The 23,080-nt window shown below is 68.6% G+C and carries 22 protein-coding genes and 1 pseudogene; 12 read left to right on the forward strand and 11 right to left on the reverse strand.

Translation table 11 applies throughout. The features are described 5' to 3' along the window. Positions 1 to 10 precede the first annotated feature (10 nt). Complete coding sequence (locus tag CRM90_RS20315; protein ID WP_102808742.1) at positions 11 to 1,117, reverse strand: MBL fold metallo-hydrolase; 1,107 nt, start codon at positions 1,115 to 1,117, stop codon at positions 11 to 13. Position 1,118: 1 nt separating this feature from the next. Next, complete coding sequence (locus tag CRM90_RS20320; RefSeq protein WP_102808743.1) at positions 1,119 to 1,850, reverse strand: enoyl-CoA hydratase; 732 nt, start codon at positions 1,848 to 1,850, stop codon at positions 1,119 to 1,121. A gap of 33 nt (positions 1,851 to 1,883) precedes the next feature. Here CRM90_RS20320 and CRM90_RS20325 point away from each other — a divergent pair, with 33 nt between their 5' ends. After that, positions 1,884 to 3,359: a carboxyl transferase domain-containing protein gene (locus CRM90_RS20325; protein ID WP_102808744.1), complete on the forward strand. Its 1,476-nt coding sequence runs from the start codon at positions 1,884 to 1,886 to the stop codon at positions 3,357 to 3,359. A 53-nt stretch (positions 3,360 to 3,412) separates the two neighbouring features. On the opposite strand, the pseudogene CRM90_RS20330 reads toward CRM90_RS20325, so the two are convergent. The 4 genes and pseudogenes from CRM90_RS20330 to CRM90_RS20345 all read right to left on the reverse strand — a co-directional run. Beyond that, positions 3,413 to 4,048 (reverse strand): annotated as a pseudogene (locus CRM90_RS20330) (phosphoribosyltransferase); the annotation flags it as partial. A gap of 33 nt (positions 4,049 to 4,081) precedes the next feature. Next, complete coding sequence (locus CRM90_RS20335; protein ID WP_199189970.1) at positions 4,082 to 5,089, reverse strand: alpha/beta hydrolase; 1,008 nt, start codon at positions 5,087 to 5,089, stop codon at positions 4,082 to 4,084. After that, the gene (locus tag CRM90_RS20340) at positions 5,086 to 6,903 is read right to left on the reverse strand and encodes an ABC transporter ATP-binding protein (protein WP_102808746.1); all 1,818 of its coding nucleotides are present in this window, start codon (positions 6,901 to 6,903) and stop codon (positions 5,086 to 5,088) included. Before CRM90_RS20340 ends, CRM90_RS20335 begins: the two co-directional genes overlap by 4 nt. Further along, the gene (locus CRM90_RS20345; protein WP_502693295.1) at positions 6,900 to 8,837 is read right to left on the reverse strand and encodes an ABC transporter ATP-binding protein; all 1,938 of its coding nucleotides are present in this window, start codon (positions 8,835 to 8,837) and stop codon (positions 6,900 to 6,902) included. Before CRM90_RS20345 ends, CRM90_RS20340 begins: the two co-directional genes overlap by 4 nt. A 220-nt stretch (positions 8,838 to 9,057) precedes the next feature. Here CRM90_RS20345 and CRM90_RS20350 point away from each other — a divergent pair, with 220 nt between their 5' ends. Together CRM90_RS20350 and CRM90_RS20355 are read left to right on the forward strand one after the other, a co-directional pair. After that, positions 9,058 to 9,759, forward strand: coding sequence for a response regulator transcription factor (locus CRM90_RS20350; RefSeq protein ID WP_036341235.1), 702 nt, complete (start codon positions 9,058 to 9,060; stop codon positions 9,757 to 9,759). 7 nt (positions 9,760 to 9,766) lie between these two features. Next, the gene (locus CRM90_RS20355; protein WP_102808748.1) at positions 9,767 to 11,104 is read left to right on the forward strand and encodes a HAMP domain-containing sensor histidine kinase; all 1,338 of its coding nucleotides are present in this window, start codon (positions 9,767 to 9,769) and stop codon (positions 11,102 to 11,104) included. Here CRM90_RS20355 and CRM90_RS20360 read toward each other — a convergent pair. Continuing rightward, positions 11,101 to 11,895 carry an SDR family NAD(P)-dependent oxidoreductase gene (locus CRM90_RS20360; protein ID WP_102808749.1) on the reverse strand — a complete coding sequence of 265 codons (795 nt, stop codon included), beginning with the start codon at positions 11,893 to 11,895 and terminating at the stop codon, positions 11,101 to 11,103. The genes CRM90_RS20355 and CRM90_RS20360 overlap by 4 nt on opposite strands. A 153-nt stretch (positions 11,896 to 12,048) precedes the next feature. Here CRM90_RS20360 and CRM90_RS20365 point away from each other — a divergent pair, with 153 nt between their 5' ends. Genes CRM90_RS20365 through speB (CRM90_RS20380) form a run of 4 tightly spaced genes read left to right on the forward strand, consistent with a single transcriptional unit; the run spans position 12,049 to position 16,274 of the window. After that, entirely contained in the window at positions 12,049 to 13,611 is a 1,563-nt protein-coding gene (locus tag CRM90_RS20365; protein WP_102808750.1) for an ABC transporter substrate-binding protein, read from the forward strand. Next, a complete protein-coding gene (locus CRM90_RS20370; protein WP_102808751.1) occupies positions 13,608 to 14,210 on the forward strand; it encodes a TetR/AcrR family transcriptional regulator in 603 nt (200 codons plus the stop codon). The genes CRM90_RS20365 and CRM90_RS20370 overlap by 4 nt, the downstream gene beginning before the upstream one ends. Before the next feature lie 19 nt (positions 14,211 to 14,229). Next, a complete protein-coding gene (speB, locus tag CRM90_RS20375; RefSeq protein WP_102808752.1) occupies positions 14,230 to 15,324 on the forward strand; it encodes an agmatinase in 1,095 nt (364 codons plus the stop codon). Further along, positions 15,324 to 16,274: an agmatinase gene (gene speB / locus CRM90_RS20380; RefSeq protein WP_102808753.1), complete on the forward strand. Its 951-nt coding sequence runs from the start codon at positions 15,324 to 15,326 to the stop codon at positions 16,272 to 16,274. The genes speB (CRM90_RS20375) and speB (CRM90_RS20380) overlap by 1 nt, the downstream gene beginning before the upstream one ends. A gap of 3 nt (positions 16,275 to 16,277) precedes the next feature. On the opposite strand, the gene CRM90_RS20385 is transcribed toward speB (CRM90_RS20380), so the two are convergent. Then, on the reverse strand, positions 16,278 to 17,042 hold the full coding sequence (locus tag CRM90_RS20385; RefSeq protein ID WP_233209418.1) for a class II aldolase/adducin family protein: 765 nt from the start codon (positions 17,040 to 17,042) through the stop codon (positions 16,278 to 16,280). A 78-nt stretch (positions 17,043 to 17,120) separates the two neighbouring features. Here CRM90_RS20385 and CRM90_RS20390 point away from each other — a divergent pair, with 78 nt between their 5' ends. The 5 genes from CRM90_RS20390 to CRM90_RS20410 all read left to right on the forward strand — a co-directional run bounded on the left by CRM90_RS20390 (position 17,121) and on the right by CRM90_RS20410 (position 21,152). Further along, a complete protein-coding gene (locus CRM90_RS20390; RefSeq protein WP_158249039.1) occupies positions 17,121 to 18,092 on the forward strand; it encodes a D-2-hydroxyacid dehydrogenase in 972 nt (323 codons plus the stop codon). Between the two features lie 106 nt (positions 18,093 to 18,198). Then, positions 18,199 to 19,032, forward strand: coding sequence for a creatininase (locus CRM90_RS20395; RefSeq protein WP_233209419.1), 834 nt, complete (start codon positions 18,199 to 18,201; stop codon positions 19,030 to 19,032). Position 19,033: 1 nt separating this feature from the next. Further along, positions 19,034 to 19,744, forward strand: a complete 711-nt coding sequence (locus CRM90_RS20400; protein ID WP_102808755.1) for an SDR family NAD(P)-dependent oxidoreductase — start codon at positions 19,034 to 19,036, stop codon at positions 19,742 to 19,744. Further along, positions 19,741 to 20,460, forward strand: coding sequence for an SDR family NAD(P)-dependent oxidoreductase (locus tag CRM90_RS20405; protein ID WP_158249040.1), 720 nt, complete (start codon positions 19,741 to 19,743; stop codon positions 20,458 to 20,460). The genes CRM90_RS20400 and CRM90_RS20405 overlap by 4 nt, the downstream gene beginning before the upstream one ends. Further along, positions 20,457 to 21,152 carry a TetR/AcrR family transcriptional regulator gene (locus CRM90_RS20410; protein ID WP_158249041.1) on the forward strand — a complete coding sequence of 232 codons (696 nt, stop codon included), beginning with the start codon at positions 20,457 to 20,459 and terminating at the stop codon, positions 21,150 to 21,152. Before CRM90_RS20405 ends, CRM90_RS20410 begins: the two co-directional genes overlap by 4 nt. Here CRM90_RS20410 and CRM90_RS20415 read toward each other — a convergent pair. From CRM90_RS20415 to fabG, 3 genes are read right to left on the reverse strand one after another with little or no spacing between them, the layout of a single operon-like run. Then, positions 21,127 to 21,489: an FKBP-type peptidyl-prolyl cis-trans isomerase gene (locus CRM90_RS20415; RefSeq protein WP_102808758.1), complete on the reverse strand. Its 363-nt coding sequence runs from the start codon at positions 21,487 to 21,489 to the stop codon at positions 21,127 to 21,129. The two genes, CRM90_RS20410 and CRM90_RS20415, sit on opposite strands and share 26 nt — an antisense overlap. A gap of 18 nt (positions 21,490 to 21,507) precedes the next feature. Next, entirely contained in the window at positions 21,508 to 22,293 is a 786-nt protein-coding gene (locus tag CRM90_RS20420) for a GntR family transcriptional regulator (protein WP_102808759.1), read from the reverse strand. A gap of 4 nt (positions 22,294 to 22,297) precedes the next feature. Further along, positions 22,298 to 23,074, reverse strand: coding sequence for a 3-oxoacyl-ACP reductase FabG (fabG, locus tag CRM90_RS20425; protein ID WP_102808760.1), 777 nt, complete (start codon positions 23,072 to 23,074; stop codon positions 22,298 to 22,300). Positions 23,075 to 23,080 lie beyond the last annotated feature (6 nt).

Genomic DNA, 23,080 nt, shown 5'->3' on the forward strand with positions numbered 1-23,080 from the left:
CCGTAGTGGCTCACAGTTGCCACCACTTGTCTATTGCTTCCGCCGCGCCCGCGACGACCCGGCCACCGGGTCTCGGCACCGCCGCCTGTACGCCGGCATCGTCGGCGGCCGCCAGCATGCGCTCGACCGGCTCGGCCCACGGATGGGGAGCCAGCCGGAACGTGCACCAGTGGATCGGGACCAGCAGCCCGGCGTCGGTGACATCGCGGTGGGCGCGCACCGCCTCCTCCGGGTTCATGTGGATGTCCGGCCAGGACTTGTTGTAGGCCCCGATCGGCATCAACGTGAGGTCGAAGGGGCCGTGCTGGGCGCCGATGTCGGCAAAGCTGCGGGTGTACCCGGTGTCGCCGCCGAAGTAGGCGCGGTGCTGCGGGCCGATGATCGCCCACGACGCCCACAGCGTGGTGTTGCGGGACAGGAACCGGCCGGAGAAGTGCCGCGCGGGCGTGCACACCAGGGTGAGGTCCCCGATGCGGACGTCGGCGTTCCAGTCGAGTTCGATGATGCGCTCCGGCGGGACACGCCACTGGCGCAGGTGAGCGCCGACGCCGAGCGGCACGACGAACGGCGCCCGCTGGGTGCGGACCAGCCCGAGCACGGTGTCCATGTCGAGATGGTCGTAGTGGTCGTGGCTGATCACGACCGCATCCAGCGCGGGCAGCGCGTCCAGCGGGGCGGGCACCGGGTGCAGCCGCTGGGGCCCGACGGTGCGCGAGGGCGAGCAGCGCTCACTCCACACCGGGTCGGTGAGCACCCGGTAGCCGTCGATCTCCAGCAGCGCCGTCGAATGGCCCAGCCAGCTGACCGCCAGCGGTTCGGACTCGGTGGCCGCCGGGGTGACCAGCGGCACGGTGCCGTCGGGGCGGCTGGCCGAGCGGCTGGACAACATGTCGAACAGCACGAGGCGGCTTTCCTCGGAGTCCAGCCGCAGCGCGGAGGCGGGCTCCAGGTTGTGGAACACTCCCTCGCGGTAGTTGGGCGAGGCGTCGGCGACCGGCCGGATGTCGGCGGGCCCGGCCCCCAGCGAGGCGGGGGCGTCGTTGAGGGCACGCAGCAGCCACCCGCCGCCGGCCAGCGATGCGGTGCCGGCGGCCAGCCGAAGAGCGGCCCTCAACAAGTCAGGCCCCCTTGAACTCGGCGGCACGCTTCTCGATGCGCGCCACCTGGGCCTCGATGACGTCCTGACTGCCCCACGCCTTGTCGAACAGTTCCTTGTGGGTGGGCCACTGTTCCTCGTATGCACCGTCGTCGTTGAGCACCCGCTTGGACGCCTGCAGCGACAGTGGCGCCAGCCCGGCGATCTCCTGTGCCCAGGCCTGCGCGTCGGCCAGGTCGCCCAGCCGGTTGGCCATTCCGGTCATCAACGCGGTGTCGGCGTCCAGCTTTTCCGCGCCCAGCAGCATGCCGCGGGCCCGCCCGTAACCGGCCAGCGAGGACAGTCGCCGTACGCTCCAGTTATCCAGCGCCAGACCGTACTTCGCGATCGGGAACTGGAAGTAGGCACCGGGGGCCACCACGCGCAGGTCACAGATCATGGCCAGTTGCACGCCCGCGCCGATCGCGGGCCCGTTGATCGCGGCGATCACCGGCATCGGCGCGGCGTCGATCGCCTTGTTCAGCGCGATGGCCTTGTCGGGGAAATCGGCGGCGAACACGTCTCCGGACAGATCTGCGCCCGCACAAAATACGGTGCCCTGGCCGGTCAGCACGATCACGCGGACGTCCTCGGCAGCGGCCTTCTCCACCGTTTCCCGCAGCGTGTCGACGAGTTCGGAGTTGAGCGCGTTGCGTCGTTCCGGACGCTGCAGCTCGATGGTGGTCACATCCCCCACGCGGTTGATACCGATCATGGTTCGAGGGTACTGGCCCGATAATGTCGTCACGTGACCCGGATCGGGGCTGCCGAACTACGCGACGCCGCGCTGGACCCTGGTTCCTTCCGGAGCTGGGACAGTGCGCCGCTGGATGTCGGAGCCGACGACGCTTACGCCGCTGAGCTGGAGCAAGCGCGCACCAAGAGCGGCTTCGACGAGGCGGTGCTGACCGGCCAAGGCACGATCTACGGCCGTCGGGTTGCGGTGGTGGCCTGCGAGTTCGACTTCCTGGCCGGATCCATCGGGGTGGCCGCCGCCGAACGCGTCACCGCCGCGATCGAACGCGCGACCGCCGAGAAGCTGCCGCTGCTGGCGTCACCGAGTTCGGGTGGCACCCGCATGCAGGAGGGCACCGTCGCGTTCCTCCAGATGGTGAAGATCGCCGCGGCCGTCACTGCGCACAAGCGCGCCCATCTGCCGTACCTGGTGTATCTGCGGCACCCGACGACCGGCGGGGTGTTCGCATCCTGGGGTTCATTGGGCCACATCACCGCCGCGCAGCCCGGTGCGCTGATCGGATTTCTCGGGCCCCGGGTGTACGAGCAGCTCTACGGCGAACCGTTCCCCGCCGGCGTGCAGACCGCGGAGAACCTGTTGCGGCACGGCGTCATTGACGCGGTCGTCGGCATCGAAGCGCTGCGCCCGACGTTGAACCGTGCCCTGAAGGTCATCACCGACGCCCCGGGGTCCCCGCCGGCGGCGCTGCCCGACGAGCCGATCCCGGATGTCCCGGCGTGGGAGTCCGTCGTCGCATCACGGCGACCGGACCGGCCGGGGGTGAGCTGGCTACTGCGCGAAGGCGCGACGGACCGGGTGCCGCTGTCCGGCACGCACGGCGATGCGGCCACCACGGCACTGGCACTGGCCCGGTTCGGTGATCAGCCTGCCGTCGTCGTCGGCCAGCAACGCGTGGTGGGCGGCGTGGTCGGCCCCGCCGCACTGCGCGAAGCCCGACGCGGCATGGCGCTGGCCGCCGGGCTCAAGCTGCCGCTGGTGCTGGTGATCGACACCGCCGGGCCCGCGCTGTCGGCGGAGGCCGAACAGGACGGGCTGGCCGGTGAGATCGCCCGCTGCCTGTCCGATCTGGTCATGCTGGACACCCCGACGGTGTCGGTGCTGCTCGGCCAGGGCAGCGGCGGCCCCGCGCTGGCGATGGTGCCCGCGGACCGGGTGTTGGCCGCCCAGCACGGCTGGCTGGCCCCGCTGCCGCCGGAAGGTGCCAGCGCCATCGTCTTCCGCGACACCGACCATGCCCCGGAACTGGCTGCGGCACAGGGTGTCCGGTCGCTGGACCTGCTGCGCAACGGCATCGTCGACGCGATCGTGCCCGAGCATCCGGACGCCGCCGACGAGCCGGTGGAGTTCGCGCGCCGACTGTCCGTGGCGATCGCACGCGAGATCCATGAACTGCGCGAGACCCCCGCAGAGCAGCGGTACGCCGCCCGGCTTGCGCGGTACCGGCGAATCGGCCTCGAGTCGTGCTGACATCGCACTGAGAGCGAACTTCTCGCCGAATCATCGCTCTCGGTGCGATGTCAACGTTCGACGCAGTCCAACAACGCGGTCACCTGCTCGTCGGAGGTCTGCCGAAAGTCGTCGTAGCCCTGCCCGACAGCGCTGAAATACCTTGGTGCGCAGGGACATACCACGTCATCGGCGTAGGAACGCAGCTCGGCGACGGTGTCCGGCGCGCCGATCGGGGCGGCCAGCACCACCTTCGCCGCGCCTCGCGCGCGAGCCACCAGGCACGCCGCCCGCGCGGTGGAGCCGGTGGCGAAGCCGTCGTCGACGATCAGCACCACCCGCCCGGCCAGCGGCTGCGGAGTCCGGCCGCCCCGATAGCGCGCGACGCGGCGGGCCAGCTCGGTGCGCTGCTCGGCCTCCACCTCGCCGATCTCGGCGTCGCTGATCACCACGTGCCGCAGCACCGACTCGTTGATCACCCGCACGCCGTCCTCACCGATCGCACCGAAGGCCAACTCGGGCTGGCCGGGCACACCGAGCTTGCGCACGACCAGCACGTCGAGCGGGGCGGCCAGGGCCTTGGCGACCTCGAAGGCCACCGGCACCCCACCGCGGGGCAGCCCCAACACCAGGACGTCGCGCCCGCGGTACGCCGTCAGACATGTGGCGAGCCGACGGCCCGCTTCTGCCCGATCGGCGTAGCGCTGCATACCGTCGAGTATCGGCGCGCGGGCGTGATCAGGCTAGAGTCCGAGATCCTTGCTCCGGAGCCAGGGCCGAATGGTTTCGGTGAGCTCGTCGTTGCATTCCACCGGAAGCCAGTGTCCGCCGGTCAGATTCGTCACCGTGAGGTCCGAGCACGCGGCCCGCATCGGCTCGCCTTGGCGATTGCCGGTGATGCTGCAGATGGGATCCCACTCGCCGTTGACGAACAGCACCGGTTGCGACAGTCGGCCGCCGTCGGGCGCGGTGCGCGCGTAGGCGATGTTGGCCTCGTCGTTGGTGTACCAGGCGCACGGTCCGCGGAACCCGTGCGCTTCGAATGCCTGGACCAGCATCGCGAAATCGGCCGGTGGCCACAGCGCCGGGTCGGCGGCCGTCGGCGGGGCGCGGTGCGCGGACCCGAAACGTCCCCCGTTACGGGTGACCACCGCCGTCGGCGAAACCTTTCCGATCGCGTCAGGGCTGCCGCGCCGGTACACCGAGGCCAACGTGGCCGCGTGGTCTGCGTCCAGATCGGCGACCGCCGCCTCGAAATGCGTTGTGTAGTAACGGTAGTAGTCCCATTGACCGTCGGGGTACTGCTCGACCGGGTAGATCTCCCGATCAACGAGGGGTACCAGGGTGGCCAGACTGTTCGCGTCCGGGAAGTACGCCCACGATGTCAACACGACTCCGCGGCTCCGCTCGGGTTCGTGCGCGGTCAGCGCGCCCGCCACGATGCTTCCCCAGTCGTGGCCGACCCAGATCGCCGCGTCACCACCGAGGTGATCGTGCAATTCCACCATGTCGGCGACGATTTCTTCGATCGCGTAGGCGTCATTGGCAGCAGGCGCCGATGAGCCCCCGTAGCCCCGCAGATCAGGGGCGACGCAGCGCCACCCGTCAGCGGCGAACGCGTCCAGTTGGGCGTGCCAGATCAGCCCGATGCTCGGCCAGCCGTGCAGGAAGATCATCAACGGGCCGTCGGCGGGTCCACTTTCGAGATAGTGCGTCGTATGCCGCGGTGTGCTGAAGGTTCGGGCGATCACGCCAACGATTCCAGCCAGGCTCGGTGCAACGCGGCGTAGCGGCCTTCCGCGTCGATCAGCTCACTGGGCGGTCCGTCCTCGACGATGCGCCCGTGCTCGAGCACCAACACCCGGTCGGCGATTTCGACGGTCGACAACCGGTGGGCGATGATCAGCGCCGTCCGGTCGGCCAGCACGGTCCGCAGCGCGCGCTGGACCAGCCGCTCGCTGGGGATGTCCAGCGACGACGTCGCCTCGTCGAGGATCAGCACCGCGGGGTCGGCGAGGAACGCCCGAGCGAACGCGATCAGCTGCCGCTGCCCGGCCGACAGCCGCCCCCCGCGGGTGGCGACGTCGGTGTCGTAGCCGTCGGGCAGCGCGTCGATGAACTCGTCGGCCCCGACCGCGACCGCGGCGGCGTGCACCTCGGCGTCCGACGCCGACGGGCGGCCGAACCGGATGTTGTCGGCGACGGTCCCGGAGAACAGGAAGTTCTCCTGGGTCACCATCACGACGTGGCGGCGCAGGTCGCTTTGCGCGAAGTGCCGCAGATCGACACCGTCGAGGGTGACCGCACCCGAGGTCGGGTCGTAGAACCGGGCGATCAGCTTGGCGATCGTGGTCTTACCCGCACCGGTGGTGCCGACCAGCGCGACGGTCTGCCCGGCCGGCACGACCAGCGACAGCCCGGGCAGCACCGGCCGGGCCGGTACATAGTTGAATTGCACGTCGCGGAAGGCGATTTCGCCGTTGATCCGGTCGAGGTGCACCGGCTCCGGCGGGTCGGCTATCGCGGGCTTCTCGGCCAGCACGCCGGCAAGTTTCTCCAACGCACTGGACGCCGACTGAAAGGTGTTGAAGAACTGCGAGATCTCCTGCATCGGCTCGAAGAACATCCGCAGGTACAGCAGGAACGCCGCAAGGGTGCCGATCGTCATCTCGCCGTGCAGCACCCGGTAGCCGCCGTAGAGCAACACCACGCCGGTGGTCAGGTTGCCGACCAGCTTGACCGCCGGCATGAAGATCGCCAGCAGCCGGAAGGTCCGTTCGTTGTCGAAGCGGTACCGGTCGGCGACGTCATCGAAGATCTCCTGATTGCGCGGCCCGCGCCGGTAGGCCTGGACCGCTTTGATGCCCGTCATCGTCTCGACGAACTGCACGATCACCAGCGCGGCGCTCTCCCGCACGCGGCGATAGGTCTTGGCCGACTCGGTCGAGAACCACCACACCAGCGCCACGAGGATCGGGAAGGCGGCCAGGCACATCAGGCCCAGCTTCACGTCGAGGGTGACCAGCAGGATCGCGGTGCCGAACAACGTCAACACCGCGGTGATCAGGCTGTCGAAGCCGGTCTCCAGCATGTCCTGGATGGCGTCGACATCGTTGGTCAACCGGCTGACCACCCGGCCGGAGGTGTAGCGGTCGTGGAAGGCCACGTCGAGGCGCTGGAAGTGCCGGAACACCCGGCGGCGCACCTCCAGCAGCACACTCTGGCCGATGCGGCCGGAGCGCTTCAGGAACGTCATCCGGCTGATCGCCTGCACGCACACCACACCGCAGAGCACCGCGACGACGATGATCAGTTCGCGCGCCGGACCACCGGCCAGCAGCGGCGGGATGGCGTGATCGATACCGCGCTGGACCAGAAGCGGAACCGACAGCCGCGCAGCGTTTTCCACCACGACGACGAGCGCGAGCAGCGCGACCGTCGCCTTGAACGGCGCGAGCAACGAGCCCAGCAGCGCACGGGCCTCACGTTTACGCGGCGTGGCCTCGTCGATCGGCAGGTCGTCGGGTTCCTCGTCGAGCCGCCCCCGCCATTCGGTGGCGGTCATCGCTGCCGGCCCTCCGACGCCAGGTAGTCGGACGTACGCCGGGTGGCGCCCCGCTGCTCGCACGCCTCCTCATAGGCGTGATCCAGCCGGTGGCGCTCGTCGTCGTCCTCCCAGTCGCAGCGCACCTCGCTCCCGTCGTCGAGCTCGTCGTCGGCGGCGAGCAGGAAGCGGTAGCGCGGAACGGTGGCGAGCAGTTCCGCGTGGGTGCCGATATGCGTGATCGTGCCCGCGCCGTCGACGGTGTCGAGCAGCGCGACCTTGTCGGCCAGCAGGACCGTCGAGGCGCGGTGCGCGACCACGACGGCCGTGGCACCGGCCAGCACCCGCCCGAGAGCCTCGGTGACCACAGCCTCGGTGTGCACGTCGAGCGCGGACAGCGTGTCGTCGAGCACCAGGACCCGTGGTGCGGCCAGGATGGCGCGGGCCAGCGAAAGCCGTTGCCGCTGACCGCCGGACAGGCTCATGCCCTGTTCCCCGATCCGGGTCTGCAGACCGTACGGCAGGTCGTAGACGAACTGCGCGGCGGCGATCTCGACAGCGCTGCGCAGCTCGTCCTCGGTGGCGTCCGGGCGGCCCAGCTTGAGATTCTCGGCAACCGACATGGAGAACAGCGTCGGATCCTCGAACGCGGTGGCGACGGTGGTGCGCAGCGCGTCCAGCGACAGCTCTCGGATGTCGGTGCCGTCGATGCGGATCGCACCTTCGGTGACGTCGTAGAGCCGCGGAAGCAAGCCGGCCAGCACCGACTTGCCCGAACCTGTGGCGCCGACCAGCGCCAGCGTCTCCCCCGGTTCGACGGTCACGGTGACATGCCGCAGTGCGAACGTGTCACTGTCAGCGAACCGAAACCCCACATCGTCCAATTCCAACCGCCCGCCGCGCGGCGGATGAGTGCGGGGACCGTCGGTGATCTCCCGGGGTGCGTCGAAGATCTCGGCGATCCGGTTGGCCGCCGTCATCGCCTCCTGCGTCATCGACAGCAGGAAACCCAGCGACGCGATCGGCCACACCAGCGACAGCATCATCGTGATGAACGCGACCAGCGTGCCCATGGTGACCAGGCCGTGCCCGGCGGCATACGCGCCGAAGCCGAGCACGACGATCAACGTGAGGTTGGGGATGACCTCCAGCAACGTCCAGAACTTCGCCGACACCGCGACCTTCTGGATCTGGGTGTCGTACAGCGTGCTGGCTTGGGCGTCGAAGCGGTCGTAGACGTAGTCCTCGCGACCGAAGGACTTCACCGCGCGCAGCCCCAGCGCCGACTCCTCGACGTGGGTGGCGACATGGCCGGCCTGGTCCTGGGCTTGCCGGGCCAGTTGGGTGAAGGTGCGCTCGAAGTGCAGCACGATCAGGGTGATCGGCGCGATCGAGACCAGCACCACGACACCGAGCGGCCAGTACATCGCCAGCAGGATGATGGTGACGACGGTGATCTGCAGGATGTTGAGGATCAGGAACACCAGACCGAACGACAGCAACCGTCGAATCACGTTCAGGTCGTTCATGATTCGCGACAGCAGCTGGCCCGATTGCCAGCGGCCGTGAAACGACATCGGCAGGATCTGCAGCCGGGCGTAGAGGTCCTTGCGGATGTCGGCCTCGACACCCATGGTGGCCCGCGAGACCAGCCAGCGGCGGATGAACCACAGCACCGCCTCGGTGACGCCGACCGCCATCGCGGCGGCGCCGACCACCCACAGTCCCCGCTGGTCCTGGTGGCGGACCGGTCCGTCGATCACCGCTTTGGTCATCAACGGGATCGCTACGGTGGCCGCCAGGCTGCTGATCGCGATGACGAGCATCGCGATCCACCGCGCGCGGTACGGCATCAGATATGGCAGCAACCGGAACAGATCGGAGGCGGACCGCCCGGACGTGCGCGGCGCGGCGATGGCCGGTTCGGACACGATTTCGGAAGTCACCTCGTCCACCCCACCATTTCCCTTGACACCGATCACCGCCGAACTTATGCGGCACATCCGACATGACTCCCCTGCATTCGATGATCCCATGGGAGTGCAATTGGTTATCGGACGTGATTTTTCAACGCTAGAACCTCAACAACGATTGAGGTCAAACCCTTCCGGCGCAGGTCACCGTGTCGCGTCGGCCTCCCACTGATACGGGCGTCGATCAGGCAAGATAGTGCCCATGGACAGTAGTTCAGCCGCACCCCGAGTACTGGTGGTCGACGACGATCCCGACGTGCTCGCCTCGCTCGACCGCGGTCTGCGGCTCTCCGGATTCGAGGTCTCCACCGCGGTCGACGGCGCCGAAGCCCTTCGCTCGGCCACCGAAACCAAACCGGACGCGATCATCCTCGACATCAACATGCCGGTACTGGACGGTGTGAGCGTGGTGACCGCCCTGCGCGCGATGGACAACGACGTGCCGGTCTGCGTGCTCTCGGCCCGCAGTTCGGTCGACGACCGGGTCGCCGGCTTGGAGGCCGGCGCGGACGACTACCTGGTCAAGCCGTTCGTGCTGGCCGAGCTGGTGGCCAGGGTCAAGGCACTGCTGCGCCGACGGGGCGCCACCGCCACGTTCTCCTCCGAGACCATCCAGGTGGGTCCGCTCGAAGTCGACATCCCCGGCCGGCGGGCCAGGGTCAACGGCGTCGACGTCGACCTCACCAAGCGCGAGTTCGACCTGCTGGCCGTCCTCGCCGAGCACAAGACCGCGGTGCTGTCCCGCGCGCAACTGCTCGAGCTGGTGTGGGGCTACGACTTCGCCGCCGATACCAATGTGGTGGACGTCTTCATCGGTTACCTGCGCCGCAAGCTCGAGGCGGGCGGCGCACCCCGACTGCTGCACACCGTGCGCGGCGTCGGTTTCGTGTTGCGCACCCAGTGACCGGCTCGTGACGCTGCCGCGCATCTTCCGCCGCACGCCATCGCTTCGCACCCGGGTCGCGTTCGCGACGGCGATCGGTGCGGCGATCGTCGTCACGATCGTCGGCGCGATCGTCTGGGTCGGGATCACCAACGACCGCCTGGAGCGACTCGACCGACGACTCGACGAGGCGGCGGGCTTCGCCGTCCCGTTCGTGCCCCGCGGCCTCGACCAGATCCCGCCGTCACCCAACGACCAGGACGTGGTGATCACCGTCCGTCGCGGCGATCAGGTCCGGTCCAACTCCGATGTCGTGTTGCCGCGGCTGAACTCCGACTACGGCACCGCCGAGGTCGACGGGGTGCGCTACCGGGTGCGCACGGTCGAACTCTCCTACCCGGAGGCCACCAGCCTGGAGGTGGGCGCCACCTTCGACGACACCATCGCCGACACCAACAATCTGCACCGCCGGGTGCTGATCATCTGTGTGTTCGCCGTCTGCGCCGCAGCGCTGCTGGGTTGGGCACTGGCGACCTTCGCGGTGCGGCCGCTGCGGCGGCTGGCCGCCCAGACCCGGGAGATCCAGGCCGGCGACAAGGCACCCGACGTCGAGATCGGCGGCGCCACCGAGGCGGTGGAGATCGGCGAGGCGATCAAGGGTCTGCTGGAAAGGATCTGGACCGAACAGGACCGGACGCAGGCCGCGCTCGCCTCGGCGCGGGACTTCGCCGCGGTGTCGGCCCACGAGCTGCGGACACCCCTGACCGCGATGCGCACCAACCTCGAGGTGCTGGCCACCCTGGACATGACCGACGAGCAGCGCGAGGAAGTGCTCAGCGATGTCGTGCGTACCCAGACCCGGATCGAGGCGACCCTCGGTGCGCTGGAACGCCTTGCCCAGGGCGAACTTTCGACCGAAGCCGACCAGGTCCCGGTCGACATCACCGAGCTGCTCGACCGCGCCGCACACGACGCCATGCGGGTGTACCCCGACCTCGAGGTGACGCTGGTGCCGTCACCGACGTGCATCATCATCGGCCTGCCCGCCGGCCTTCGCCTGGCGGTGGACAACGCGATCGCGAACGCGGTCAAACACGGTGGCGCGACGCGGGTGCAGCTCTCGGCGGTCAGCTCGCGCGACGGCGTGGACATCGCGATCGACGACAACGGTTCCGGCCTCCCGGAGGCGGAACGCACGGCGGTGTTCGAACGCTTCGCCCGCGGGTCGACAGCGTCGCACTCCGGGTCCGGACTCGGCCTGGCGTTGGTTGCACAGCAAGCCGAAATCCATGGCGGCACAGCCGTGTTGGATGACAGTCCGCTCGGCGGTGCGCGCCTGACGCTGCGGCTGCCCGCACCCTCCTAGGTCGCCGGGGTGGCCCCGCAGATCGCGTTGCCACCGTCGATGATCAGGGTGGTGCCGGTGACGTAGGACGCCCCGGGGGTGGCCAGGAAGGCAACACCGGCCGCCACCTCGTCGGCGGTGGCCGAGCGTCCGATCGGGGTCGCGTTCCCGGCGGCGACCTCCGAGGACAGCTGGGCGGCCGTCGCGATCCACCCGGGCAGCACGAGGTTGGCGGTGATGCCGTTCTTGGCGTAGTCGACACTCATCGAACGTGTCATCCCCAGCATCGCGGCTTTCGCGGTGTGATATCCGACGTCGCCGGTGTAGGCGGTCAGCACGCCGGCCGTCGAACCGACATGGACCACCCGGCCGTAGCCGCGTTCGACCATTCCGGGCAAGGCCGCCCGGGTGACGAAGAACGCACTGTCGAGATTGCGCCGCAAGGCAAGTGACCATTCCTCGTCGGTCATCACCATCAGCGAATTCGGCTCCTCGGGGCTGTTCACCGAGGCCAGACCGGCGTTGTTCACCAGGATGTCGAGCTTGCCGAACGCGACTTCGGTGGCCTCGACCAGACCGTCCGCCGCATCGCGGTCGAACAGGTCGGCGATGTGGGCCTGCGCCCGGATACCCTCGGCGGCGAGCTCCTCGGCTCGCTGGTGCACCCGATCCGTGGTACCGGTCACCATCACCGCCGCCCCCAGTTGACCCAGCAGCCGCGCCGAGGCGAAGCCGATACCGAGCTCACTGCTCGATCCGGTGACCAGAGCCACCTGACCGCTCAGATCGAACGCGCTTGGCGTAGCGGGCATTGCGCTTACTCCCTCTGTAGTTCAGCTGTACGACGCCGACACTAGGGCGTCACCGCGCACGTTTCTAGGTCGAACGTCCAAAACTTGGACGTTCGTACAAGGTGGTAACCGTCATGTCACACAGTCGAAATCAGCCGACCTGAGACTTGCCCGATGAAACTCACGTCGGGAATCGCACCGCTGGCGCTCGTCGCGCTGCTGTTCGCCGGGACGGCATGCTCAGGAAAGACCAACAGTCCCAACAACACTGCCGCCGAGGCGTCGACGGTGCGCACTCCGCTGATGTCCGACCCGCCGCCGCTGGACCCCGACACGTTCTACCAGCCCGAGGGCTTGCTGATCATGACCTCGACCTACCAGGGGCTGCTCCAGTACGCCCCCGGGACGACGAAGATCGAGCCCTTGCTGGCCACCAAGTGGGACGTCACCCCGGACGGCCTGACGTATACCTTCACCCTGCGGGACGGCGTCAAATTCGCCGACGGCACCCCGTTCGACTCCGCGGCCGCCAAGGCCAGCTTCCAGCGGCGGATCGACATGAACGCCGGTCCGGCCTACATGCTCGCCGACGTCAAGGACATGCAGACGCCGGACCCGCACACCTTCGTGGTCACCCTCACCAAACCCGTTGCGCCCTTTCTGGATTACCTCGCGTCCCCGTACGGCCCGTTGATGACCAGCCCGACCGCCGTCGCGCAGCACGCCACCGGCGGCGATCATGCCTCGGCGTGGCTGGCCTCGCACACCGCCGGGACCGGTCCCTACGAGCTGACCGACGCCGTGCAGGCCAGCCACTACACGATGAGCGCGAACAAGAACTACTGGGGCCCGGCGCCGGAGATCACCTCGGTGCAGATGCCGGTGGTGACCGCTTCCGCGGTACAGCGGCTCCAGCTCGGCAACGGCGAGCTCGACATGATCCTGCACGGGCTGTCCAAAGGTGATTACGAAGCCCTGGCCACCGGTCCAGACACCGAGGTGCTGCAGCAGAATGCGCTGATCAAGACCATGGTCATGGTGAATCCGGCGTCGGCGGTCTTCGCCTCGAAGGACGCCCGAGCGGCACTGTCGGCCGCACTCGACCAGAATGCCTTGACCACACAGGTTTTCGGTGCGCAGGGATCGCCGTCCACGCAGTTCTACCCGACCGGGATGATGCCGGACGGGGCGGTGCCCGACACGCACGTCTACGACCCGTCGAAGCTGGCCGCACTCGGCAAGAATGGCGGTGACGTCTCGATCGGCTATCCGTCCGGCGACAGCAGCCTGCAGGACCTGGCCAACCAGACCCAGGTGATCCTGCAGACCGCGGGCTTCAAGGCGACGGTCCGCGACTTCCCGTCGGCACAGCTGTTCGCACTGCCCCAAAACCCGGACCAGCGCCCTGACCTGTTCGCGGAGTCGTGGAATCCTGATGCCGCGCACCCCGATACCTACTCGCGCATCTACCAGTACACCAACGCGCCGGTGAACATCCAGGGCTGCTCGGTGCCGGAGGCCGACAAGCTCCTCGACGCCGGTAGCGCCGAACCCGACCCGGCGAAATCACAGGCACTGTATGTCGAGGCAGCCAAGGCCTACCGCGACTCGCTGTGCTGGATCAACCTGACCGATCTGCACAACACGGTGGCCGCCCGCAAGGGTTACTCCGGGTGGCAGAGCCAGCCGGCCTGGATGTGGGACACCGACTTCTCCACCCTCAAGCACCAGGGATGACGGCTGGCACCACCGCTCGCGGTGCGGCGCGCCGAACCGAGATCATCGACGCCGCAATCGAAGTGATGGCACAGGTCGGCCTGGCCGGGCTCTCGATGCGCCTGGTGGCCAACCAGGCCCAGATCCCACTGGGCGCGCTCAGCTACTACTTCGACGACAAGTCCGACCTGATCGCGCAGGCGTTCGCCCAGTTGTCGGACCGCGAGATCGACCGGGTCGTCGCCACCGCGGAGCGGCTCGAGCCGTCCATGCCCGCCGAGCGGCTCGCCGATCTGGTCGCCGACATGATCATCGACGGGTTCAGTTCGCCACCCGGGGCGATCGTCACCCGCTACGAACTGGTCACCGAGGCCAGCCGCGACGAGCGCCTGCGCCCGATGTTCGAAGCCTGGTACGCGGCAATGATTCCCGCGCTCAGCAGGCTCTTCCGCGACATCGGCTCGGGACAACCTGAACTCGACTCGCGCACCGTGATGGCGGTGATGGCCGGCCTGGAGATCGACAACCTCTACCGCCCGCTGGGCCCGGTGGACAAGCGCCGGATCCGGGCGACCCTGCGCCACGTATTCACAGCAGTGATCGCACTGCACAAGACCTGAGCAACGAAAGGCAGCACCTATGGCAGGCGTCCTGTTCGGTCCGGACATCACCTTTCTCGGCGTCCCCCGATGCGACCTCACCGACGAATCCAGTTATGCCGACGCCGATATCGTCATCCTCGGCGCCCCACTGGATGGCGGCACCAGCTACCGCTCCGGCGCCCGGTTCGGCCCGTCAGCGCTGCGTCAGGCGTGTTACCTGCCGCAGGACGGCTCCCGGCCCAGCCTCGCGCTGCGCGTCGACGGCCTCAAAGACCTGCGCGTCTACGACGCAGGCGACGTGATGCTCTACAGCGGCGACATCGAGCAGGCCGTGAAGATGATCGAGGAGGACGTCTACAAGATCACCGCCGCAGGCGCAATCCCGATCGTCCTCGGCGGTGACCACACCATCGCCTGGCCTGACCATACCGGGGTCGCGCGCCACTACGGGTTCGGCAACGTCTCGATGATCCATTTCGACGCCCATGCCGACACCGGCGACATTCTCAACGGCTCTCTCGTCGGCCACGGCACCCCGATGCGCAGGCTCATCGAATCCGGCGCGCTGCGGGGAGATCGGTTCCTGCAGCTGGGATTGCGCGGATACTGGCCCGACGAGCCCGTACTGCAGTGGATGGCAGCGAACGGCCTGCGGTCCTATGAGATGACCGAGATCGTCGCCAGGGGCCTGGAGCCCTGCCTGACCGAGGCGTTCGAGATCGCCACCACCGACTGCGAGGGCGTGTTCATCTCCGTCGACATCGACGTGTGCGATCCCGGCCACGCCCCCGGAACGGGAACACCTGAGCCTGGCGGCTTCTCGGCCCGCGAACTACTCGACGCCGTGCGGCGCATCTGCTACGAGTTGCCCGTCGTCGGGGTGGACGTGGTGGAGGTGGCGCCACCCTACGACCACGCCGACATCACCGCATTGCTCGGCAATCGTGTGGTCCTGGAGGTCATCTCCGCGATCGCCCGCCGCCGCAAGGACAAGGCGAGCGGCACCACCTGGGATCCGATGCAACCGCTGCTCGCCGGACGCGAGGCGGACGAACAGCTCCGGCTGATCACCGAGGGCGAGCAAGCTCGCCGCCGCGGTGACGGCGGGGCCCGACCACATCACCACCACTGATGTCCGAGACACCCGTCGGCGCCACGCCGTCGACCCAGGTCCCCCGCTACGCGGGCAAGGGCACCTTCGCGCGGATCGCCGACATCCGCGAGGTGGCCGACTACGACATCGCGGTGGTGGGTCTGCCGTTCGACGGCGGCACCTCCTACCGGCCGGGGGCGCGGTTCGGCCCGATGGCGGTGCGCCAGGCGGCGCGCACCCTGCGTCCCGGCTATCACGTCGAATTCGGTGTCGCCCCGCTGGAAGAGGTGCAGATCGTCGACGCCGGAGACGTGACGATCACGCCGTTCGACATCGCGGAAGCCTGCACGCAGATCGAGAACGGTATGCGCGACATCATCGGCCGGCGGGAGCGCAGGTTCGTCGCGATCGGCGGTGACCACACCGTCGCACTGCCGAATCTTCGCGCGCTGCACGCCGTCCACGGGCCGCTGGCACTCGTGCATTTCGACGCCCACCTCGACACCTGGGACACCTACTTCAAGGCGCCGGTCACCCACGGCACCCCGTTCCGCCGGGCGTTCGAGGAGGGCCTGCTCATCGAGGACCACTCGATCCACGTCGGCATCCGCGGCCCGATCTATGACCGGATGGACCTCGAGGACGACGCCCGGATGGGATTCCGGATCATCCGGGCCGGCGACCTCGACGTGATGGGCGTCGAGACTGCCGTCGATGTCGTCGCCCGGCGTGTCGACGATCTGCCGGTGTACCTGTCGATCGACATCGATGTCCTCGATCCCGCCTTCGCGCCCGGCACCGGCACTCCCGAATCCGGCGGGCTGACCTCCCGCGAACTCCTGCGAATGCTGCGCCGTCTCAACGGGATCAACGTGGTCGGGGCGGATGTCGTGGAAGTCGCACCCGCCTACGACCACGCCGAGATCACCTCGATCGCCGCCGCGACGGTGGTCTTCGATCTGTTGAGTCTGATCGTCGCCAACAGCTGAGCGTCAAACAAAGTCTGGAACGTAAGTTCTTTGCGCCCACTGGAATACCTGCCAGGCAGCGACCTCGTCGAACATGTCGTGCACCCGCCGGGCGGCCTCGGCCCCGATCGGCTTGGCGTCGCGCGCCTTCACCTGAACCTCAGCGCTGCGCTCCATCATCAGGAAGTACCCGACCGCCGCATCGACGCTGCCGCCGACGGTCAGCAGTCCGTGGTTGCGCAGAATCGCCGCCCGGGCGCCGCCGATGGCAGCGGCGATGCGCTTGCCCCCGTCGGTCGAGCCGATGTTGACCTCCTCGTCGTCGAAGATCTCGTGATCGTCGAAGAACGCACAGGCTTCCTGCGAGATCGGGGTCAGCTTGGTGACTTCCGCGGAAAATGGTGTGCCGTAAGGGGTGTGGCAATGCGCGGCGGCAACGACGTCGGGGCGGGCCTCGTGCAGCGGGGCGTGGATGTAGTAGGCGGCCACATTGATCTGGGCCCCGTCGTTGATCTGGCCGCCGTCGGCCGTCCCGTCGGCGTGCACCAGCACCAGATCGTCGGGGGTCATGAACCGGAACGGCACCCCGTAGCGGCCGAGCCAGAAAGACTCGGGCTGCTCCGGGTCGCGAGCCGAGATGTGGCCGTCGCCCAGCGAACCCCAGCCCATGGCGCCGAACACCCGGTACGCCAGCGCCAGACGCCGCTTGCGGTGCTCGCGCAATTCGACGGGATCGGTGATCACCGGTTCGCCGGCGTACGGGTCGAGAAAATCGCTCGGGTCAGTCACGATGGTCCTGTTCAATGGTGTCCAAATACGATATCGAAATTGTTCGCCGGCGTCGCGGTGAGCCGAACGGAGCAGAGTGTGTCGAGCCGTCCGCTGGTCCTGGTCATCGCCGAACCCGACCCCGAGCTGCCACCCCCGCCGCTCGCCCTGATCCCGCCCGACGTCGACGTCGTCGAGGTGCACGGGACACCCACTACAGAACAGCTCGCCGATGCCGAAGTGCTGTACGTGTGGGACCACCGCTTCGCCGATCTGGCGCCGGTGTTGCGCGGCGCCGACCGGCTGCGCTGGGTGCACGCCGCGTCGGTGGGGGTCAACCGGCTGATCTGCCCAGAGCTCGCCCAGAGCCAGGTCACGCTGACCAGCTCGCGCGGCGTCTTCGACACCTCGATCGCCGAGTGGGTGCTCGCCGCCGTGCTCAGCTTCGTCAAAGGCCTTCCGCACACGCTCGCGCTGCAGCGCGAGCACACCTGGCACTACCGCACCACCGGCCGGCTGGCCGGCAAGCGAGCCGCCGTCATCGGCACCGGTTCGATCGGGCGAGCCATCGCCGACCGTCTGAGCAGGCTCGATGTTGAGGTGACACTGGTCGGCCGCACCTCGGGTGAGGACCCGCGCTTCGGCGCGATCCGCGGAGCCGTCGACCTGAGCGCGGTGGCGGCCGACGTCGACATCCTGGTCGCCGCGGTGCCGCTGACCGCGGCCACCACCGGGCTGATCGACGCGGAGGTGCTGGCCGCGCTGGGGCCGGCCGGCTTCGTGGTCAACGTCGGGCGGGGACCCACCGTGGTCGAGGCCGTGCTCGTCGAGGCGTTGCGGACGGGCGCCATCGCCGGGGCCGCGCTCGACGTGTTCGAGGTCGAGCCGCTGCCCGCGGACTCGCCGCTGTGGTCGATGCCCGGCGTCCTGGTGTCACCCCACATGTCCGGCGATTACGTGGGGTTCGAGATCGACATGATGGGCGTGTTCGTCGACAACCTCGGGCGCTGGCTGCGCGGCGAGGAGCTGCGCAACATCGTCGATCCGGGCGTCGGATACGTGCGGGGCTGACGGTGTTTCGGATGGGATAATCCGCTGTTTCGATAATGTATCGAAACAGCCGGTATCGCTCCGTCGTGTTATCAATTGTCCGTCTCCGAATGAATAAAGGTGAGCGATGATCGACGACCTGATGCGACCCGTCATCGGCGCGGGCACCACCGAATACGAGTGGATGACCTGGCCCGAGATCGCGGCCGCCGCTGCAGCCGACGCGCCGGTCGTCATCGCGGTGGGTTCCACCGAACAACACGGGCCGCACCTGCCGGTGAGCGCGGACTGGGTGATCCCACAGACGCTGCTTCGGCTGGCGGCGGCCAAACGTCCGTTCGTGGTGGGCCCGGCACTGCGGCTCGGCTACCGGTCCCGGCCGGCCAGCGGCGGCGGACAGCAGTTCCCCGGCACGCTGTCGTTGCGCGCCACCACCTTCATCGCGATGATCGAAGACCTGCTCGACGAGTTGATCCGCACGGGATTCCGCCGAATCATGTTGTACAACTGGCACTTCGAGAACACGAACTTCGTCTACGAACCGGCCTACCTGGTGTCAGGCCGCTCCCCCGGCGTGAAGATCGTCGTCGTCGAGAACGCGATGCCCGAGTTCGGGGCGGCCGACCTGGATGTGCTGTTCCCCGACGGCTTTCCCGGCCTCGCGCTCGAACACGCCGCGGTGATCGAGACGTCCCTGTTCGAATACCTCCGACCCGCCACCGTGCGAATGGATCGCATCGTCGACGACGCACCGGCCCGAAACGTGCCGTGGGACGTCCTGCCGATCGAGGCGTCGATGTCGACCGCCACCGGGGTGCTCGCGTCGGCGACCCAGGCCACTGCCGCCAAGGGTGAGTTGCTGGCCGAGCGGATCGTCGACCACATCGTGTCCATCCTCGACGCCGAGTTCGAGCCGATCGAGCGCGACGCGATGCTGCTGACCGCCGACCGGGACAGCTGACATGACAGGCACAGCCCTGGTCACCGGCGGCGCCACCGGGATGGGCCGGGCCACGGCGTATCTGCTCGCCGCGCGCGGATACCGGGTGGCCATCGACCATCTCGGTTCCGCGGCCCAGGCCGAACAGGTCGCCGGCGACATCGGCGGCATCGCCTACGAGGCCGACGTCGCCGACATCGGGGCCGTCGAGGCACTCGTCTGCGCGGTCGAGTCCGATCTCGGCCCGATCGACGTCGCGGTGGCCTGCGCGGGTTTCGACGTCGACGTCCCGCTGGCGGAGGTCACCGAAGACCTGTGGCACCGCAGCCTCGAGGTGATGCTCGGCGGCTGCGCCAATGTGATCGCGACCGTCGGGCCACGGATGCGGGCGCGACGACGGGGCTCCATAGTCGGGATCTCCTCGGAGCTGGCCCTGCTCGGCGACGAGAACCATGTGCCGTACGTGACGGCGAAGTCGGCCATGATCGGGCTGGTTCGCTCGATCGCCCCCGAGTACGGCCCGGATCAGGTGCGCGTCAACATCGTGTGCCCGGGTCCCACCGACACCGCGATGCTCACCGAGCGGTGGCGAGGCGAGGACTACCGGAACAGCATCGCGCTCAACCGGTTCGGCACGCCCGACGAACTGGCCCGCGCGATCGTTGACGTCGCCGAGTGGACCTGGCTGACCGGCCAGGTGATCTCGCCCAACGGCGGCGTGGTGATCCAGTGAGCGGGCAGATTGCATTGGTGACCGGTGCCGCGGGCGGAATCGGCCGCGCGATCGTGGCGGCGCTGGCCGACGCGGGCTGGACCGTCGTCGCCACGGACCTCCCCGATACCGGCGAAATCCCCGGCGCCGCAACGACAATCCCCGTCGATCTGCGCGGCCGGGCCGCATGCCACGCACTGGTGGACGCCGTCATCGCTGGATTCGGCCGGCTCGACCTGCTGGTGAACAACGCGGCCACGATGACGGCCGTCGACCCGACTCCCGCCACGATGGAGCTGTGGTGGCGCGATATCGAGGTGAACCTGTCCTCGCCGCTGTGGCTGACCCAGGCCGCGGCGCCGGCGCTGCGAGAGGCCGGCGGGCAGGTGGTGAACATGTGCAGCATCTCCGGGCTGCGCGGCGAACCGGGCTTCAGCGCCTACGCGGCCAGTAAAGCCGGCCTGCTCGGGATGACCCGTTCGCTGGCCCGCGAACTGGCCCCGGACGTGCGGGTCAATGCGGTCGCCCCGGGCCCCACCGACACCGAACAACTTCACCGCGACGCCGAGTTTCGCGGGGTCAGCCTGCCGCAGATGCACCGCGAGTACAGCGCCGACATGCCGATCGGACGGCTGATCCAGCCCGGCGAGGTGGCCGACGTGGTGCGCTTCCTGGCCGGCACGCGATCGTTCACCGGCGAGTGCGTACAGATCAACGGGGGGATGTTGATGTCGTGAGAAGCGAATTCGACCGGCGAGGCGACATTCTCGTCGTCGCGGCCCGGTTGTTCGCCGAGCGCGGGTATCTCAACACCACGATGACCGAGATCGCCCGCGCCTGCGGACTCGGGCAGTCGTCGTTGTATTACTGGTTCCGGCAGAAGGAAGACATCCTGCTGGGCCTGCTCGCCCTCAACCGGGTCTCGCTGGACTTCGCCCGGCAGATGGTGGCTGCGACGGGCTCACCCGCGGTGCGGCTGTTGCGCCTGCTGCGATTGGACATCGGCGAGCTGTGTTCGGCAGCGGTCGACATCTGCGAGGTCGAGGTGCTCGCCGAAGCGCAGCCCGAGGTATTCGCCGAGTTCTGGGCCGACACCGCGGAGCTGCACGAGCAGATGGCCACGCTCATCGGCGAGGGCATCGCCTGCGGCGAATTCATCGACTGCGACCCGGAATTCGCCGCACTCAACATCTGCGCCGCCGAAGAGGGTGTGCAGCGCCGCTACCGGAACTCCGCGGCCCACGCACCCGACGGCACCAGCCCGTTCCGGCACCCGAACTACTCGCGTGAGCACATCGCCGAGGAACTGGCCGCCCTGCTGGTGCGTGGCCTGCTGCGCGACCCATCGACGCTGCCCGCCCTTCGAGCGCGGGCAGACGACGCCGACGACGCCGGGTATGCGGCTAGCGGGTGGCCAGCAGGTCGATGACGAAAATGAGCGTCTTGCCGGACAATTGGTGTCCGCCGCCGGCCGGGCCGTAGGCCTGCTCGGGCGGGATCGTCAGCTGACGGCGGCCGCCCACCTTCATGCCGGGGATGCCGTCCTGCCAGCCCTGGATCAGCCCGCGCAGCGGGAACGAGATGGACTCCCCGCGGTTCCACGAACTGTCGAACTCGGCACCGGTGTCGTACTCGACCCCGACATAGTGGACATCGACGACGGCGCCGGCCTTGGCCTCATCGCCGTCGCCGACCACCAGATCCTTGATGACCAGTTCGGTGGGCGCCGGGCCGTCGGGGAATTCGATCTCGGGTTTGCTCGTCACCGCTCACACAGTAGTCGCTCACGCGCTGCTGACCGAGCGTTCCACCCGCCCGTCCGTGCCGCGACGCTCCCGCGCGGTGACCGTCGACGTCGTGGCCGTCAACCGCACCCGGTCGGCGCGGAACAGGTCATAGGCGTATTCGAACGGCCGGTCGGCGGCGTCCCGGGTGATCCGGGTGATCGCCACCAGCGGTCGCCGGTGCGCGATGCCGAGCCAGTCCGCTTCGCGCGGGCTGGCGCTGACGACCTCGATGGTCTCGCTGGACGTCGCGGGTACCAGGCCGTAGCGAACGGCGAACAACTCGTACAGCGAGCCGCCGAGCGGCTGCTCCAGCAGATCGATCACGTGCTCGGCGACGAAGCACGAGAAGTCCACCGACAGCGGCACCCCGTCGGCGAAGCGGAGCCGCCGGATCGCGAAAACGTCCTCGCCGGGCCCGATTTCCAGCGCGGTGGCCTCGGCGGCAGTGGGCGGCCTGCGGTCGGTGGCCAGCACCCGGGTCGCACTGGTGTGCCCGCCGCTGCGCAACCGCGCGGGCAGGCCCGCCAGCTCGGCGGCGTTGCGTTGCACGACGTCGGCGCGCACGAACGTCCCGCCGTTGCGCCCGGTCCGCCGTTCCAGCACCCCGGCACGGCTCAACGGCAGCAGCGCGCTGCGCAGCGTGGAGCGGGACACCTCGAAGCGATCGGCCATCTCGCGTTCGGTGCCCAACCGGGAGCCGGGCCGCAGGGTGCCCTGGGCGAGCATCGACAGGATGCGCCGTCGCACATCCTCCGCGATCGGGCCCCCCTCCGACTCCTCCATCGGACTAGCTGTTCAGGGCATCCGGCGATTCGGGCAGAACCTGACCGCCGTCCACGGCGATCGCCTGACCGGTGATGTAACCGGCCTCCACGGTGGCCAGGAAGGCGGCCAGATGGCCGATGTCCTCCGGCGTGCCCAGGGCCCCCGCCGGGATCGCCTTGGTCATCCCGGCGATGTAGTCCTCGCCCATGTCCGCCAGACCCTCGGTGAAGATGTTGCCCGGCAGCACGGCATTGACGGTGATCCCGTGCGGCGCCAATTCGATTGCGGCAGTGCGCATGAAGCCGAGCTGAGCGGCCTTCGACGCCCCATAGTGCGACCATCCCGGAAAGCCGGTGATCGGACCGGTGATCGACGATGTCAGAATCACCCGACCGCGCCCGGAGGCGATCAGGGCGTCCAGGCAGGCCTGCACGGTGAAGACATTGCCCTTGACGTTGATGTCGAGGACCTCGGTCAGTTGGGCCGGCGTCATCGTGGCCAACGGCGCCTCGGGGAAGATCCCGGCGTTGGCGCAGACGACGTCGATGCCGCCGAATGCGTCGATGACCGAGGCGGCCAGGTCAGCGCACGCCACCGGATCGGTGACATCGGTCTGGATTCCCAACACCTTTCCGCTGCCCAGCGCGTCCAACTCGGCGACCGCCGAGTCCAGTTCGGTGGTCGAACGCGCGGCGATCGCGACATCGGCGCCGGCCGTGGCGAACACCGAGGCGATGCCGCGCCCGATGCCCTTGCTGCCACCGGTGACCACCACGGACGTCGACTGCAGATCAAACACGCGTAT

The sequence above is a fragment of the Mycobacterium sp. ENV421 genome, assembly GCF_002887815.1.
Lineage (GTDB): Bacteria > Actinomycetota > Actinomycetes > Mycobacteriales > Mycobacteriaceae > Mycobacterium.

Coding starts and splice junctions, on each gene's coding strand:
- CRM90_RS20365 (WP_102808750.1), top strand. CDS start 12,049: ATGAAACTCACGTCGGGAATCGCACCGCTGGCGCTCGTCGCGCTGCTG.
- CRM90_RS20420 (WP_102808759.1), bottom strand. CDS start 22,293: ATGGAGGAGTCGGAGGGGGGCCCGATCGCGGAGGATGTGCGACGGCGC.
- CRM90_RS20395 (WP_233209419.1), top strand. CDS start 18,199: ATGATCGACGACCTGATGCGACCCGTCATCGGCGCGGGCACCACCGAA.
- CRM90_RS20370 (WP_102808751.1), top strand. CDS start 13,608: ATGACGGCTGGCACCACCGCTCGCGGTGCGGCGCGCCGAACCGAGATC.
- CRM90_RS20350 (WP_036341235.1), top strand. CDS start 9,058: ATGGACAGTAGTTCAGCCGCACCCCGAGTACTGGTGGTCGACGACGAT.
- CRM90_RS20320 (WP_102808743.1), bottom strand. CDS start 1,850: ATGATCGGTATCAACCGCGTGGGGGATGTGACCACCATCGAGCTGCAG.
- speB (WP_102808752.1), top strand. CDS start 14,230: ATGGCAGGCGTCCTGTTCGGTCCGGACATCACCTTTCTCGGCGTCCCC.
- CRM90_RS20360 (WP_102808749.1), bottom strand. CDS start 11,895: ATGCCCGCTACGCCAAGCGCGTTCGATCTGAGCGGTCAGGTGGCTCTG.
- speB (WP_102808753.1), top strand. CDS start 15,324: ATGTCCGAGACACCCGTCGGCGCCACGCCGTCGACCCAGGTCCCCCGC.
- CRM90_RS20400 (WP_102808755.1), top strand. CDS start 19,034: ATGACAGGCACAGCCCTGGTCACCGGCGGCGCCACCGGGATGGGCCGG.
- CRM90_RS20340 (WP_102808746.1), bottom strand. CDS start 6,903: ATGACCGCCACCGAATGGCGGGGGCGGCTCGACGAGGAACCCGACGAC.